This window comes from Streptomyces sp. NPDC127097, from assembly GCF_042724075.1.
In the GTDB taxonomy this organism is placed as follows: domain Bacteria; phylum Actinomycetota; class Actinomycetes; order Streptomycetales; family Streptomycetaceae; genus Streptomyces.
This window is the reverse complement of record NZ_JBHXFI010000003.1, coordinates 185,002-198,568: the sequence shown is the minus strand read 5'-3', so window position 1 is coordinate 198,568 and position 13,567 is coordinate 185,002. Positions and strand designations below refer to the sequence as shown.

14 protein-coding genes are annotated in these 13,567 nt (G+C 69.2%); 6 read left to right on the top strand and 8 right to left on the bottom strand.

Annotated elements, in window-relative coordinates; genetic code table 11:
• Positions 1-50 precede the first annotated feature (50 nt).
• The 4 genes from ACFWJW_RS04640 to ACFWJW_RS04625 all read left to right on the top strand — a co-directional run bounded on the left by ACFWJW_RS04640 (position 51) and on the right by ACFWJW_RS04625 (position 1,965).
• On the top strand, positions 51-284 hold the full coding sequence (locus ACFWJW_RS04640; RefSeq protein WP_042158656.1) for a hypothetical protein: 234 nt from the start codon (positions 51-53) through the stop codon (positions 282-284).
• 265 nt (positions 285-549) lie between these two features.
• Complete coding sequence (locus ACFWJW_RS04635; RefSeq protein WP_168483338.1) at positions 550-810, top strand: HPr family phosphocarrier protein; 261 nt, start codon at positions 550-552, stop codon at positions 808-810.
• A gap of 193 nt (positions 811-1,003) precedes the next feature.
• Positions 1,004-1,330 (top strand): plasmid stabilization protein, encoded by a 327-nt coding sequence (locus ACFWJW_RS04630; protein ID WP_387234806.1) that lies wholly within the window; start codon positions 1,004-1,006, stop codon positions 1,328-1,330.
• A 203-nt stretch (positions 1,331-1,533) separates the two neighbouring features.
• The gene (locus ACFWJW_RS04625) at positions 1,534-1,965 is read left to right on the top strand and encodes a GNAT family N-acetyltransferase (protein WP_387234803.1); all 432 of its coding nucleotides are present in this window, start codon (positions 1,534-1,536) and stop codon (positions 1,963-1,965) included.
• 67 nt (positions 1,966-2,032) lie between these two features.
• On the opposite strand, the gene ACFWJW_RS04620 is transcribed toward ACFWJW_RS04625, so the two are convergent.
• From ACFWJW_RS04620 to ACFWJW_RS04600, 5 genes are all read right to left on the bottom strand, one after another.
• On the bottom strand, positions 2,033-4,423 hold the full coding sequence (locus ACFWJW_RS04620) for an ATP-binding cassette domain-containing protein (protein WP_387234800.1): 2,391 nt from the start codon (positions 4,421-4,423) through the stop codon (positions 2,033-2,035).
• A gap of 241 nt (positions 4,424-4,664) precedes the next feature.
• On the bottom strand, positions 4,665-5,084 hold the full coding sequence (locus tag ACFWJW_RS04615) for a VOC family protein (protein WP_387234797.1): 420 nt from the start codon (positions 5,082-5,084) through the stop codon (positions 4,665-4,667).
• 10 nt (positions 5,085-5,094) lie between these two features.
• Positions 5,095-5,538, bottom strand: coding sequence for a helix-turn-helix transcriptional regulator (locus tag ACFWJW_RS04610; RefSeq protein WP_387234794.1), 444 nt, complete (start codon positions 5,536-5,538; stop codon positions 5,095-5,097).
• A gap of 140 nt (positions 5,539-5,678) precedes the next feature.
• Positions 5,679-7,910 carry a catalase/peroxidase HPI gene (katG, locus tag ACFWJW_RS04605; protein WP_387234791.1) on the bottom strand — a complete coding sequence of 744 codons (2,232 nt, stop codon included), beginning with the start codon at positions 7,908-7,910 and terminating at the stop codon, positions 5,679-5,681.
• Between the two features lie 160 nt (positions 7,911-8,070).
• Positions 8,071-8,301 (bottom strand): hypothetical protein, encoded by a 231-nt coding sequence (locus ACFWJW_RS04600; RefSeq protein ID WP_387234788.1) that lies wholly within the window; start codon positions 8,299-8,301, stop codon positions 8,071-8,073.
• A 135-nt stretch (positions 8,302-8,436) separates the two neighbouring features.
• Between ACFWJW_RS04600 and ACFWJW_RS04595 the strand changes: the two genes are divergently transcribed.
• Positions 8,437-8,856, top strand: a complete 420-nt coding sequence (locus ACFWJW_RS04595; protein WP_387234785.1) for a Fur family transcriptional regulator — start codon at positions 8,437-8,439, stop codon at positions 8,854-8,856.
• Between the two features lie 124 nt (positions 8,857-8,980).
• On the opposite strand, the gene ACFWJW_RS04590 is transcribed toward ACFWJW_RS04595, so the two are convergent.
• Both ACFWJW_RS04590 and ACFWJW_RS04585 read right to left on the bottom strand, forming a co-directional pair.
• Positions 8,981-9,451 (bottom strand): GNAT family N-acetyltransferase, encoded by a 471-nt coding sequence (locus ACFWJW_RS04590; RefSeq protein ID WP_387234782.1) that lies wholly within the window; start codon positions 9,449-9,451, stop codon positions 8,981-8,983.
• Between the two features lie 105 nt (positions 9,452-9,556).
• The gene (locus ACFWJW_RS04585) at positions 9,557-10,732 is read right to left on the bottom strand and encodes an FAD-dependent oxidoreductase (RefSeq protein WP_387234779.1); all 1,176 of its coding nucleotides are present in this window, start codon (positions 10,730-10,732) and stop codon (positions 9,557-9,559) included.
• Positions 10,733-11,021: 289 nt separating this feature from the next.
• On the opposite strand from ACFWJW_RS04585, the gene ACFWJW_RS04580 reads away from it, so the two are divergent.
• A complete protein-coding gene (locus tag ACFWJW_RS04580; RefSeq protein WP_387234776.1) occupies positions 11,022-11,627 on the top strand; it encodes a TetR/AcrR family transcriptional regulator in 606 nt (201 codons plus the stop codon).
• A gap of 153 nt (positions 11,628-11,780) precedes the next feature.
• Here the strand turns inward: ACFWJW_RS04580 and ACFWJW_RS04575 are convergent, their stop codons facing one another.
• Complete coding sequence (locus ACFWJW_RS04575) at positions 11,781-13,445, bottom strand: hypothetical protein (protein WP_387234772.1); 1,665 nt, start codon at positions 13,443-13,445, stop codon at positions 11,781-11,783.
• Positions 13,446-13,567: the final 122 nt, after the last annotated feature.

The window sequence follows — 13,567 nt, the reverse complement described above, 5'->3', positions numbered from 1 at the left end:
AGCCGCCTGTGCGCGGGAGCCGTCGAAGCCAGTCAACGAAGGAGTGCCTGATGGCTGTTTGTGAGGTCTGCGGAAACGACTATGAGATGGCCTTCGAGGTCCACGCGGCGGGAGCCGTTCACACCTTCGACAGCTTCGAGTGCGCCGCTCACCAGCTCGCGCCCATCTGTGACAACTGCGGCTGCCGCATGCTCGGCCACGGCCTCCAAGCCGGCGGCAAGTTCTTCTGCTGCGCTCATTGCGCACGCATCCAGGGCCATTCCGACCTCGCCGACAACGTCTGAACCGTCTGCGCCCACGAAGAGAACGGCCATCTCGCCGGATACGCCGGCGACACCGGGCACCCCACTGCCCGCCCGCCGCGCCACGGCCTTTCTGCTTGCCTTTTCAACGGAACCTCGCGCAGCGACACCGGAGTTGCCCTACCGTCGACCTCGTACCAGGGTGAGCCCGGTGGGCGACCATCCTCCGGACGCGGCGTACGCCCGGACCGGGGGAGACCAGATCGCGTCGCCGGCCCACGCGGCTGTCGGTTTGAGGAGTCAGTTCATGGCGGAGACGACCGTGACCATCGCTTCGCCGGGCGGCCTGCGGGTGCGCCCGGCGTCGCGGATCGCGCAGGAAGCAAAGGGCTACGTCTCGGACATCAGGTTCCTGGTCGATGGCAAGGAAGCCAGCGCGAAGAGCCTGTTCAGCCTACAGATGCTGGAGATGAGCCACGGCAAGGAGATCGTCATCGTCGCCAACGGGCACGATGAACAGACGGCCGTGGAGGCCATGGCGAAGCTCGTCGAGTCCGTCGTCGTTTAAGAAGCCGAGCAGAAGCCGTGCAGACGCCGTACGAGTCCGATGGCGATCGCCGGACCCGGGCGCTGAGGCAAGGACCGCCAGATGTCGCGCGCCGCGCGCTTTGGGCGTGAACTGGTAGAGGCACGGCCGCGGCGCATGGATCCGCCCGGCCGTGGAGACGACATCCACCGGACGGCGAACGAGAGGCTGCATCATGCCTGCGGGTTCGAGCAAGAAACGTGAGCGGCAGTACGAGCACATCAAGGAACAGGCCGAGGAACGGGGCACATCCCAGAAGCGGGCGAAGGAGATCGCCGCGCGCACCGTCAACAAGGAACGGGCCCGTTCCGGCGAGGCGAGGTCGGCGAGCAGGACCTCCCTCCGGGACCCGAAATCCGCCCCCCAGCGTGGCGGCGAGCGCTCCCACCAGGGGCCCCAGGGACCCACCAAGGACCAGCTGTACGAAGAGGCCAAGAAGAAGAACATCGACGGCCGCTCCCACATGAACAAGGAGCAGCTCCGCAAAGCCGTCGGCCGCTGAACCGACGCCGGCCCCCCGCCCTGCTGCCGCTGCCACCTCCACGGCTCCGTATCGGGCTGGAGATGTCACCGCGAGCGTCGGGGCGGGGTTGCCACGTCGCGCCGGCCCGCCCCGGAATCACGACCGGCACCACACCGGCACAACCTGCGCAGGCCACAAAACCGATGGCTGCGCGGCACCTCTCCGCTCTACCATCCACGAGCATGATCACTCGCAGGGAAGACGGCTACGAGGTCGCCACCGACCCGGACCGGCTCGACATCGACCTGGTGCACCACTGGCTATCGACCGACGCGTTCTGGGCTCTGGGCCGCAGCCGCGAAACGGTGGAACAGTCCATCCGGGGCTCGCTCAACTTCGGCCTCTACGACGCCGGCGGCGCCCAGGTCGCCTACGCACGTGTCGTCACCGACCTGGCGACGTTCGCCTGGCTCTGCGATGTCTATGTCGCCCCCACGCACCGTGGCAAGGGTCTGGGCACCTGGCTCGCCGCCGCGGTCCGCGACCACCTGGCCCCCTACAAACTCAAGCGGACACTGCTGGCCACCCTCGACGCCCACGAGGTCTACGCCAAGGTCGGCTTCGTGACGGTCCCGGACCCCGAGCACTTGATGATCATGAAACCTGCGCACTGAGGCCCACCCCCATGGGCGGGCCTCAGACGCCGCGGCGCCGTGCTGACGCGAGAGCCGCGGGCCCCGGTCAGCTGCCGACGTAGGCCGCGAGGTGCTCGCCGGTGAGCGTGGAGCGGGCGGCGACGAGGTCGGCGGGCGTGCCCTCGAAGACGATTCGGCCGCCGTCGTGGCCGGCGCCGGGGCCGAGGTCGATGATCCAGTCGGCGCGGGCCATGACCGCCTGGTGGTGCTCGATGACCAGGACCGACTTGCCGGAGTCGACGAGCCGGTCGAGCAGACCGAGCAGCTGCTCGACATCGGCGAGATGCAGGCCGGCGGTCGGCTCATCGAGCACGTAGACGCCGCCCTTCTCGGCCATGTGGGTGGCCAGCTTGAGCCGCTGCCGCTCGCCCCCGGACAGCGTGGTGAGCGGCTGGCCGAGCTTGAGGTAGCCGAGCCCGACGTCGTCGAGCCGCTTCAGGATCCGGTGCGCCGCCGGTGTGCCCGCCTCGCCGTCACCGAAGAACTCCTCGGCCTCGGCCACCGACATCGCCAGCACCTCGCTGATGTCGCGCCCGCCGAGACGGTACTCCAGCACCGCTGACTGAAACCGCTTCCCCTCACAGTCCTCGCAGGTGGTGGCGACACCGGCCATCATCGCCAGGTCGGTGTAGAGGACGCCGGCGCCGTTGCAGGTGGGGCAGGCGCCCTCGGAGTTGGCGCTGAACATCCCCGGCTTCACCCCGTTGACCTTGGCGAACGCCTTGCGGATCGGGTCGAGCACCCCGGTGTACGTCGCCGGGTTGCTCCGTCGCGAGCCACGGATCGGCGCCTGGTCCACCGACACCACCCCTGCCGAGGACGGAAGGGAACCGTGGAGCAGCGAGCTCTTGCCGGAGCCCGCCACACCGGTGACCACGCAGAGCACCCCGAGCGGGACGTCGACGTCGACATTGCGCAGGTTGTGCGCGGTCGCGCCGCGGATCTCCAGCGTGCCGGTGGGCGTCCGCACCGTCTCCTTGAGGCCGGCCCGGTCGTCGAGATGGCGGCCGGTGATGGTGCCGCCGGCCCGCAGCCCCTCGACGGTGCCTTCAAAGCAGACGGTGCCGCCCGCCGTACCGGCACCGGGGCCGAGATCGACGACATGGTCGGCGATCGCGATCGTCTGCGGCTTGTGCTCCACGACGAGCACCGTGTTGCCCTTGTCCCGCAGCCGCAGCAGCAGGCCGTTCATCCGCTGGATGTCATGGGGGTGGAGGCCCGCGGTGGGCTCGTCGAAGACATAGGTGGTGTCGGTGAGCGAGGAGCCGAGGTGGCGGACCATCTTGACGCGCTGCGCCTCGCCGCCGGACAGCGTGCCCGCCGCCCGGTCGAGCGAGAGATAGCCGAGGCCGATCTCGACGAACGACTCAAGGGTCTGATGCAGCGTCGTGAGCAGCGGCGCCACCGAGGGCTCGGAGAGCCCGCCGACCCATGCGGCCAGGTCCCTGATCTCCATCGCGCAGGCGTCCGCGATACTGATCCGCTTGATCTTCGACGACCGTGCCCCCTCGCTGAGCCGGGTGCCCTCGCACTCGGGGCAGGTGGCGAAGGTGACCGCCCGCTCCACGAACGCCCGGATGTGCGGCTGCATCGCCTCCTTGTCCTTGGACAGGAACGACTTCTGGATCTTGGGGATCAGCCCCTCATAGGTGAGGTTCACCCCCTCGACCTTCACCTTGGTCGGCTCCCGGTGGAGGAAGTCCTGCATCTCCTTCTTGGTGAACTCGCGGATCGGCTTGTCCGGGTCGAGGAGACCCGACTCGGCGTAGACCCGCACGGTCCAGAAGCTGTCGGACTTCCAGCCGGGAATGGTGAACGCGCCCTCGGCGATCGACTTGGAGTCGTCGTAGAGCTGGGTCAGATCGATGTCGGAGACCGTGCCGCGGCCCTCGCACCGCACACACATGCCACCGGTGCGGGAGAAGGTCGCCTTCACCGCCTTCTTGGCACCGCGCTCGACGGTGATCGCACCGCTCGCCCGGACCGAGGGGACGTTGAAGGCGTAGGCGCTGGGCGGGCCGATGTGCGGCTTTCCCAGCCTGCTGAAGAGGATGCGCAGCATGGCGTTGGCATCGGTGGCGGTGCCGACCGTGGAACGGGGGTCGGCACCCATCCGCTGCTGGTCCACGATGATCGCCGTGGTCAGCCCTTCGAGGACGTCGACCTCGGGCCGCGCCAGCGTCGGCATGAAGCCCTGCACGAACGCGCTGTACGTTTCGTTGATCAGCCGCTGCGACTCCGCGGCGATGGTATGGAACACCAGCGAGCTCTTGCCCGAGCCGGAGACGCCGGTGAACACCGTCAGCCGGCGCTTCGGGATCTCGATGCTGACGTCCCTGAGGTTGTTCACCCGCGCGCCGTGCACGCGGATCAGATCGTGGCGGTCGGCGACGTGGGCCGCAGGCGACTGCGCGTCCGTCCTCGGGGCCATGCTCATCGTGTCTCCATCTGTTACGCGGGGCCGCTGCGGGGGTGGTTGTCGGCGGGACTTGGCTTGCGGTGCGCGGCCGTGCAGGGGTGGTGAGGTTTTCTTACGTTGCGGCTGGTGGAGCTTGTGGGGGCTCGGTGGGGGCGGGCCCGTCGCCGGGGGTGGGGGAGTCGGTGCCGCTGCCCGCGCCCACGGCTACCTCGTCCGCGCCCACACCCCGGCTCGCGGGGGCCGGTCAGCGCTCGTGCGACTAGCCGGCTTCGGGTCGTTCCTGGATGCGGATGAGGTTGCCCGCGGGGTCGCGGACGGCGCAGTCGCGGATGCCGTAGGGCTGCTGGGTGGGTTCCTGGACGATCTCGGTGTCGCCGGCTTGCAGTCGTGTGAAGGTGTCGTCGAGGTCGGGGGTGGCCAGCAGGATGGCGCCGTAGGTGCCCTTGGCCATCATCTCGGTGATCGTGCGGCGTTCCTCGTCGGTGACGCCGGGGTCGGCGGCCGGCGGGGTCAGCACGATGGAGGTGCCGGGCTGGCCGGCGGGGCCGACGGTGATCCAGCGCATCCCCTGGTAGCCGACATCGTTGCGGACCTCGAAGCCGAGGGTGTCGCGGTAGAAGCCGAGGGCGGCGTCCGGGTCGTCGTGCGGGAGGAAGCTTGCGTGAATGGTGATGTCCATGGCAGTCACGCTAGAGCCGGGGCGAGGCCGGCGCTTCTCGATTCCTGACGGGTCTGGTGATCTGCTTCGCCACGCAGGACGGCATGCCCGCGGTCGCCTGCGCGGCCTCGCGCCGGTAGACGCTGGGCGGCACGCCGACCAGTTCGGTGAAGCGGCTGCTGAAGGTGCCCAGTGAGGAGCAGCCGACGGTGAAGCAGACGTCGGTGACGCTCAGGTCGCCGCGCCGCAGCAGCGCCATCGCGCGTTCGATGCGCCGGGTCATCAGGTAGCCGTAGGGCGACTCGCCGTAGGCGCGCTTGAACTGGCGGCTGAGGTGCCCCGCTGACATGTTCACGCCGCGCGCCAGGGCCTCGACGTCGAGCGGCTGCGCGTACTCACGGTCGATCCGGTCACGGACCCGGCGCAGCCGCGCGAGATCGCGCCGCTGCTGCGCCGGGTCGGCTTTGCTGGTCACTCACGAGATCGTGCCACGCCGCACCGTGGTTGCCCAGTGTTCGCTGATCGCTGGGCGTCGGGTCCGGCGCCGGAGGTTCCCCGGCCGGGGGCGTCCGGGCCGGCCGGCACGGCACCGCACCGGCCGGCCCGACATCACCTTCAGGCCAGGTCAAAGCGGTCCAGGTCCATCACCTTGCTCCATGCCGCCACGAAGTCGTGCACGAACTTCTCCTTGGCGTCATCGCTGCCGTAGACCTCGGCGAGGGCGCGGAGTTCGGAGTTGGAGCCGAAGACGAGGTCGGCGCGGGTGCCGGTCCACTTGACCGCGCCGGTGGCGGCGTCGCGGCCTTCGAAGGTGTTGGAGTCTTCGGAGGTCGCCTTCCACGTCGTGTTCAGATCGAGAAGGTTGACGAAGAAGTCGTTGGTCAGGGTCCCGGGGGCGGTGGTGAAAACGCCGAGCGAGGACTGCTGGTGGTTGGCGCCCAGGACGCGCAGGCCGCCGACGAGAACGGTCATCTCGGGGGCGCTGAGGGTCAGCAGATTGGCCTTGTCCAGCAGAAGGTGTTCGGCGGGCAGGCGGTTGCCCTTGGCGACGTAGTTCCGGAAGCCGTCAGCGGCGGGTTCCAGAGCCGTGAAGGACTCCACATCGGTCTGGTCCTGGGAGGCGTCGGTACGGCCCGGGGTGAAGGGGACCTCGATGTCGAGGCCGGCGCTCTTGGAAGCCTGCTCGATGGCCACGCCGCCGGCGAGCACGATCAGGTCGGCGAGGGAAATCTGGACGACGCCCTGGTGAGCGCTGTTGAAGGACTGCTGGATGCCTTCCAGGGTGCGCAGGACCACGGCCAGCTGGTCGGGGTCGTTGACCTCCCAGCCGTTCTGCGGCTGGAGACGGAGGCGTGCACCGTTGGCGCCGCCGCGCTTGTCACTGCCGCGGAAGGTCGAGGCCGAGGCCCAGGCGGTGGAGACCAGCTGGGACACCGACAGGTCCGAGGCCAGGATCTGGCCCTTGAGGGCCGCGATGTCCTCGGCACCGACGAGGGGGTGCGTCACCGGGGGCAGCGGGTCCTGCCACAGCAGTGTCTCGGCGGGGACCTCGGGGCCCAGGTAACGGACGGCCGGGCCCATGTCGCGGTGGGTGAGCTTGTACCAGGCGCGGGCGAAGGCATCGGCGAACTCATCGGGGTTCGCCAGGAAGCGACGCGAGATCTGCTCGTAGGCCGGGTCGGTCCGCAGCGCGAGGTCGGTGGTCAGCATCGTGGGGGCGTGCTGCTTGGCGGGGTCGTGGGCATCGGGGACGGTGTCGGCTCCGCCGCCGTCCTTGGGCCGCCACTGGTGCGCGCCGGCCGGGCTCTTGAACAGTTCCCATTCGTAGCCGAAGAGGATCTCGAAGAAGCTGTTGTCCCAGGCTGTCGGGGTGTTCGTCCAGATGCCCTCGAGGCCGCTGGTGATGGCGTCGCCGCCCTTGCCGGTGCCGTAGGTGTTCTTCCAGCCCAGGCCCTGCTCCTCGAGCGAGGCGGCCTCCGGGTCGGGGCCGACGTGCTCGGCGGGGCCTGCGCCGTGGGTCTTGCCGAAGGTGTGGCCGCCGGCGACGAGGGCGACGGTCTCCTCGTCGTTCATCGCCATCCGGCGGAACGTCTCACGGATGTCGCGGGCCGCGGCGAGCGGGTCGGGGGTGCCGTTCGGGCCTTCCGGGTTGACGTAGATCAGACCCATCTGGACGGCGCCGAGCGGGTTCTCCAGCTGGCGGTCACCGCTGTAGCGCTGGTCGTCGAGCCAGGTGGTCTCGGGACCCCAGTAGACGTCCTCCTCCGGCTCCCAGACGTCCTCCCGGCCGCCGCCGAAACCGAAGGTCTTGAAGCCCATGGTCTCCAGCGCGACATTGCCGGCCAGGATCATCAGGTCGGCCCACGACAGGCTCTGGCCGTACTTCTTCTTGACCGGCCACAGCAGACGGCGGGCCTTGTCGAGGTTGGCGTTGTCCGGCCAGCTGTTGAGCGGGGCGAAGCGCTGCTGGCCGGCTCCGGCGCCGCCGCGGCCGTCGCTGATGCGGTAGGTGCCCGCGCTGTGCCAGGCCATCCGGATGATGAACGGGCCATAGTGACCGAAGTCGGCCGGCCACCAGTCCTGGGAGGTGGTCAGCACCTCGGCGAGGTCCCGCTTCACGGCCGGCAGGTCCAGGCTCTTGAACGCCTCGGCGTAGTCGAACTCCTCGCCCAGCGGGTTCGCCACGGCAGGGTTCTTGGCAAGGATCTTGAGGTTGAGCCGCTCCGGCCACCACTGACGGTTTCCACCGCCCTGGGTCGGATGGAGAGCGCGCCCATGAGCGACCGGGCAGCCGCCGGCCTCCTCGGGCTTGGGGTCGGTGACGATGGCGTCGTGGTTCTCAGACATGGGAATCCTTCCGGGCTGGGCGGATCACATTGCTCAGGAACTGCGTACGGTCAACGGCCGGGCACGGGCCCGCTGGGGCGCGGCCTCGTGGGGTGGTAGGCGAGGGTGGCGGACGCATCCCGCCGCGCGGTGAGCGCTTGCACAGAGCCTCATACGCGACCTACGCGGCTCGGCGGAGGGCGGCATATCCGGCGGCATGCCCGGCCTGCGCGGCGCGACGGCGGATCAGGCCGGTACGTCCGTGCGCACGGCGGGTCGGACCGGTACGGCCGCGCGCACGGCGGGCGCTCTTCGGTACCGGGGTGGCTGCGACGCCGACCTGCTCGCTGTTCCGACTGTCCGCGACCAGGGCACCGGATGCGGTGGTGAGCGGACCCGTTTCGTGCATCACGGGCGTGTCCCTGCTGTTGTCCTGACCCTTGGCTGTCGCCGGAGCCGATCTTACGATGGACCAAGTCCAAGTCAATACAACAGTCAGATCCGTACGGAATCGTTCATCCAACGACGCACAGTTAGGCTGGTGGGCATGAGTGACCTGCTGGACCGGCTCCGCGGGCGCGGCTGGCGGATGACCGCCCAGCGCCGGGTGGTCGCCGAGGTACTCGACGGCGAGCACATCCACCTCACCGCGGACGAAGTGCTCGTACGCGCCACCGCACGACTGCCGGAAATCTCTCGCGCGACCGTCTACAACACCCTGGGTGAACTGGTCGCCCTCGGCGAGGTGCTCGAGGTCGCCACCGACGCCCGCGCCAAGCGCTACGACCCGAACGCCCACCGCCCCCACCAGCACCTGATCTGCTCCCACTGCGGCACCATCCGAGACGTCCACCCCACCGACGACCCCCTCTCCGCCCTCCCCACCCACGAACGCTTCGGCTTCACCGTCGTGGCCGCCGAGGTGACCTATCGGGGGTTGTGCCCTGAGTGCACCGCCGGGGCGTGAGGGGGCGGGCTCGCCACCCTGGCCCGTACAAGGGGCGAGTACGTAGTGACGTGGTGACGCCCACCAACGGGTCTTCCGTGGCGCCGTGTTGAGGCCGGGGCGCGCCCGGGCCGCGGTGCCGAGCTCAGCTCAGCGTCAACCGCACCAGGTCGATCTCCTCGCCACGTGCCCGGGCGAAGCACCGGCTCTTCCCCGTGACGAGGAAGCCGCACTTCTCCAGCACGCGGAGCGAACCGGCATTGTCGGCAGCGGCCTCGGCGGTCAGTGGCCGAGTGGGCTCCAGTTTGAGCAGTTCGGCGAGCGCCGTGGTGGCGATGCCCTGGCCCCAATGAGCCGGCCCGATGACGTACGTGACCTCACGCTCCGACCGCGGTCCGAAGACGGCGGCGTGCCCTGCCACCGCACCGTCGGCGAGAACGGTCCGCAAGATGACGGACGGGTCCGAGCGCACCTTTGCCCAGTGCTGGTCGAAGTGGCCACGGTCGTAGTGGTACTTCCTGGTCACAGCCGCCATTCGCTGTAACTCGGGATCCGTCAACTGCTCCCAGAAGACCGGCAGATCGCTGTCCGCAAGCTCGCGCAGAGTGATGTCCATAGGCGCACTCGCCTCCTCTACAAGGTCGGAACCAAGGTGGTCGGCTCAGCCTAAGGCCGGCTCACAATTACGGCGCAGCCTTTAAATTCGTCGGGGCTCTCGCCTTCAACTGGTGTGAGCGGCGGAGGAGTCGTGGAGGGCGCCGGCCGGCCAGAGGGCATCGGGAAACGCGGCGTCGTCGGTGTCGGTGCCGGTGTCGGGCATGAGCGTGGCGAGCATCTGCTGGGCGGTCTTCGCGTTGTCGAGGGCGCGGGGCAGCATGACGCTCTCGTAGGCGTCGAGGGCCTCGTCGATGGTGGAGTGCTCGATCACCGCCTGGGCGAGTTCGGCGCCGTCGAGCAGGGCGAGGTTGGCACCGACGCCGACGGGCGGCATCAGGTGGGCGGCGTCGCCGAGCAGCGTGATGCCGGGGACGCGCTGCCAGGAGTGGGGGACGGGAAGGACGAACATGGGTCGGTTGATGAACCCGCCCTCGTTGTCGCGCAGGATGTCCAACAGGCTCTCGTGCCAGCCCTGGTATTGGGTGAGGAGGCGGGCGCGTACTGCTTCGGTGTCTGCGAGGTCGAGGCCGGCGTGCCAGTCCTGGGGGCCGCGGAAGGTGATGTAGACGCGGACGTGTCCGTTGCTGTTGCGCTGCATCACCAGGCTGCGACCGCCTGCCTTGGCCGACATGGTGCCGCGGCCGACCAGGTGGGCGATGCCGGGGTGACGGTGGTCGACGTCGTCGAAGCGGGCTTCCACCATCGTGACACCGGCGTAGGAGGGTTGGCCGTCGGAGAGCGCGGGGCGCACCCGGGACCAGGCTCCGTCGGCGCCGACGACCAGGCCGAAGTCCTCGGTGGTGCCGTCGTGGTGGTGTACGCGTGCAGTGTCGTGGGGGAGCGGGGTGACGGTCCTTACGGGGCGGTTCCAGCGGACCGTGCCAGGGGCGAGGGAGTCCAGCAGGAGCGTGCGCAGCTGGCCGCGGTCGATCTCGGGCCTGCTCACATCGCCCTCGCCGGCCTGGTCGTGGCGTATCAGGGTCGCGTGGCGGTCGTACAGGCGCCACTCCTGACTTTCGGGCCGAGCCAGGGCGAGGAACTGGTCGAACAGCCCGGCAGCGCGCAGGGCGACCTGCCCGGTGTCTTCGTGGATGTCGAGGGTGCCGCCCTGCGAGCGGGAGTGGGGGTCACTCTCACGCTCGAACACCGTGACCGGCACGCCGTGCTGCTGGAGAACGCCGGCGCAGACGAGGCCGCCAAGACCGGCGCCGACGATCGCGATGCGAGGGGTGGTGGACATGAGGGTCATGCTCCGTTCTACGGAAGAAGACAGGGTTGGTGGTGGTGCTGGGGCTGCTGTCGTTGGTGACGCCCCGGAAATTGGGTCGGGCGGCATGTGTGCGGCGTATGCCTGTGGATCGGTTCGTTCCAGGTGTGGGGACACGGGCCCCATGGGGCCCGGCAGTTAACGGTCAGTCAGCCAGGAGCACCCGCCTACAGAAACACAGCCGATTCAAAAGTACAACTGCTCCGACTTTCCATCCGATCTCCTTTGCGATCGAGTCCCCTCAAGGAGGTAAGGTGGGGGCATGGTCGAGACGAAGACAGGGCGCCGCGAGCGCAAGAAGGCCCGGACCCGGCAGGCTCTGTCAGATGCCGCAGTGCGGCTGTTCACCGAGCGCGGCTTCGACGACGTCGGCGTACGCGAGGTGGCGGAGGCGGCCGACGTCTCGCTGAGCACGCTCTTCAAGCACTTCCCCAGCAAGGAGGCGCTCGTCTTCGACCTGGACGCGGACGTCGAGAGCGCCCTGGTCGCCGCCGTGCGCGACCGAGCCCCCGGACAGTCCGTGCTGCACGCCCTGCGCGACCACATGGTGCACACCCGTACCGCCGTGCGGACCGACGACCCCACCTTCGTCCTCGTCGAATCCACCCCCGCGCTACGGGACTACGCCCGGCGCATGTGGTTGCGCCACGAGAAGACGCTGACCGCCACCCTCGCCGACGCCACCGGACTGGCCCCGGACGCCCCCGCCGTCACCGGCCTGGCACGCTTCACCCTGGAAGCCCCCAGCATCGCCCGAGCAAGCGAAGACCCGCCCCGGACCATGCGCGACTTGTTCGCCCTGCTGGAACAGGGCTGGGCCACCACGCCCCTGGCGCGCCAGGGAGAACGCCCCGGCCAAGACGGGTAAGTGCGAACGGATGCGGCATCGCGGCGCCATCGGCGGCCTGCCGCGGTGGCCTGCCGCGGCGCCCTGAGCGCCGGTGATGCTGCTGGAACCCTTGACCGTCTGACGAACCCGCCGCACCCCGTTCACAGACGATGACGTTCGCCGTCGGAGCAGCTAGCCGCTCTTCGCGTCGGCGGCGGTGTCGAGGCGGCAGAAGCACGACGCCTCGACAGGGACATCCGCGAGTGCGGTGGCCAGGGTGAGTTGCTGGGCGACGATGCGGGCTTCTCCGGTCTTGCCGAGCTGCACGAGGCATTCGTGGAAGCCGTGGAGGGCCCAGACGTTTCCTGGATGCTGCAACGGCCTGGGCAGGGTGTTGTCGAGTCCGAGGTCGGCCCGGTAGACGGCCTCGGCCTCTTCGACCCGGCCCTGTTCCAGCAGGAGCGCCCCGTAGGCGTGGCGGGTCGGCTGCATCCAGCCCCACGGTTCGTCGTAGGGCAGGTTGTCGTCCAGCTCGATCGAGCGCTCCAGGGCGGCAAAGGCCACCTCGTACTCGCCCTTGCGGTAGGCGAGTTCGCCGTCGAGCATGGCGGAGGCGATCGCCAGGATGTCCCGGCACGTGTTGTTGAACAGCATCCGCGTCCCGGGAACCCGTTCGACCGCGCGGCGGAACAGTTCCCGTTCGGTCTCGGCCTCGACGGTCGCCCCCGTGGCCGAGTACGCCACTGCACGCGCGTAGTGCAGCATCGCCGTGGTGGCGCAGTACAGCTCCGGGTCGGCGGGCATCGGCAGCGCGAGGATGTCCGTCCACCGGCCGAAGCGGATCAGCACATGCACCCGCATGGCGAGGAAGCCCTCCAGCCAGTCGGCCATGGGCGGGCTCTCCACACGCAGCAGCTCCTCGGGGATGGACGCCTCAAGCTGCGCGGCCGTCTCCAGTGCCGTCCTGGACTGGCCGAGGAACATCGCTCCGTAGATCTTGAAGTGGTAGTTGTGCGAGCGGTACAGCGTGTAGAAGTTCATCGCGCCGGCTCGCCGCAGGTACTTCTCGTCGGCCCTGATCGCGTCGCTGTTGCCCGACACGACCCGTCGGTAGTCCCCGCACAGCACGTCGAGATGTGAGGGCATGTGCTGGAGGTGGCCCCCGTCCGGGACCACCCCTCGCAGCCGGTCGGCGACCGAAAGAGCCTTCTCCGGCGTCGGCGACATCTCCATCAGGTGGATGTACATGTGGAGTGTGCCCGGGTGATCTCTGCCGACCGCGGTCAGCAACGCGCGGTCCAGCACGGCCTTCGCCTCCAGCGTGCGCGCGCCGCCGGGGGGCTCGCCCGTGCGCAGGTCCCACAGCTGCCACGGGGTGAGGTTCATCAGCGCGTCCGCGTAGAGGGTGGCGACGTCCAGATCGTCGGGTGCGAGTTCGTAGGCGGCGCGCATGGCCTCGGCATAGGGCTCGTTCCAGACGGAACAGTCCTCCACGGCCTGCGAGGCGGGGTAGCGCTCGCGCAGCGCCTCGATGAGCGCGCGCTCGGTCGGCGTGGCCCCGTCACACAGCGCGTGGGCCCGCTCGACGGCGGCGTGCGCCCGTTCCACCGTGCGCTGGAGATCGGACTCGTCGAAGAACTCCCAGGGCTTGTTGTAGTTGGGGCCCAGGGCGTACGCGATGCCCCAGTACGCCATGGCACAGCCGGGATCCGCTGCCGCCGCCGATTCGAAGCAGGCGACCGCCTCCTCATGGTTGAACGCATAGCTCCATACGAGGCCACGGCCGAACCAGAGCTGTGCTTCCGGCGAACGTGTCGACACCGGCCGGGTGTAGGTCCCGAGGTCGAAGTAGTCCATGAGGATCTCCTGAGAGGGATGTGACTCGACGATAGTCGGCGCTCCGCGCACAGGTGCCGATTGGCTTTGTACATTTGCGGCAGCAGCGTTTTGGATTCCGGTTTGCGCAGCAGTCAGCGATT

Bases quoted from the DNA above. Each gene is read 5' to 3' on its own strand.
- ACFWJW_RS04635 (WP_168483338.1), top strand. From the start codon at position 550: ATGGCGGAGACGACCGTGACCATCGCTTCGCCGGGCGGCCTGCGGGTG.
- ACFWJW_RS04625 (WP_387234803.1), top strand. From the start codon at position 1,534: ATGATCACTCGCAGGGAAGACGGCTACGAGGTCGCCACCGACCCGGAC.
- ACFWJW_RS04590 (WP_387234782.1), bottom strand. From the start codon at position 9,451: ATGGACATCACTCTGCGCGAGCTTGCGGACAGCGATCTGCCGGTCTTC.
- ACFWJW_RS04615 (WP_387234797.1), bottom strand. From the start codon at position 5,084: ATGGACATCACCATTCACGCAAGCTTCCTCCCGCACGACGACCCGGAC.
- ACFWJW_RS04580 (WP_387234776.1), top strand. From the start codon at position 11,022: ATGGTCGAGACGAAGACAGGGCGCCGCGAGCGCAAGAAGGCCCGGACC.
- ACFWJW_RS04575 (WP_387234772.1), bottom strand. From the start codon at position 13,445: ATGGACTACTTCGACCTCGGGACCTACACCCGGCCGGTGTCGACACGT.
- ACFWJW_RS04595 (WP_387234785.1), top strand. From the start codon at position 8,437: ATGAGTGACCTGCTGGACCGGCTCCGCGGGCGCGGCTGGCGGATGACC.
- ACFWJW_RS04640 (WP_042158656.1), top strand. From the start codon at position 51: ATGGCTGTTTGTGAGGTCTGCGGAAACGACTATGAGATGGCCTTCGAG.
- ACFWJW_RS04630 (WP_387234806.1), top strand. From the start codon at position 1,004: ATGCCTGCGGGTTCGAGCAAGAAACGTGAGCGGCAGTACGAGCACATC.
- ACFWJW_RS04585 (WP_387234779.1), bottom strand. From the start codon at position 10,732: ATGTCCACCACCCCTCGCATCGCGATCGTCGGCGCCGGTCTTGGCGGC.
- katG (WP_387234791.1), bottom strand. From the start codon at position 7,910: ATGTCTGAGAACCACGACGCCATCGTCACCGACCCCAAGCCCGAGGAG.
- ACFWJW_RS04620 (WP_387234800.1), bottom strand. From the start codon at position 4,423: ATGAGCATGGCCCCGAGGACGGACGCGCAGTCGCCTGCGGCCCACGTC.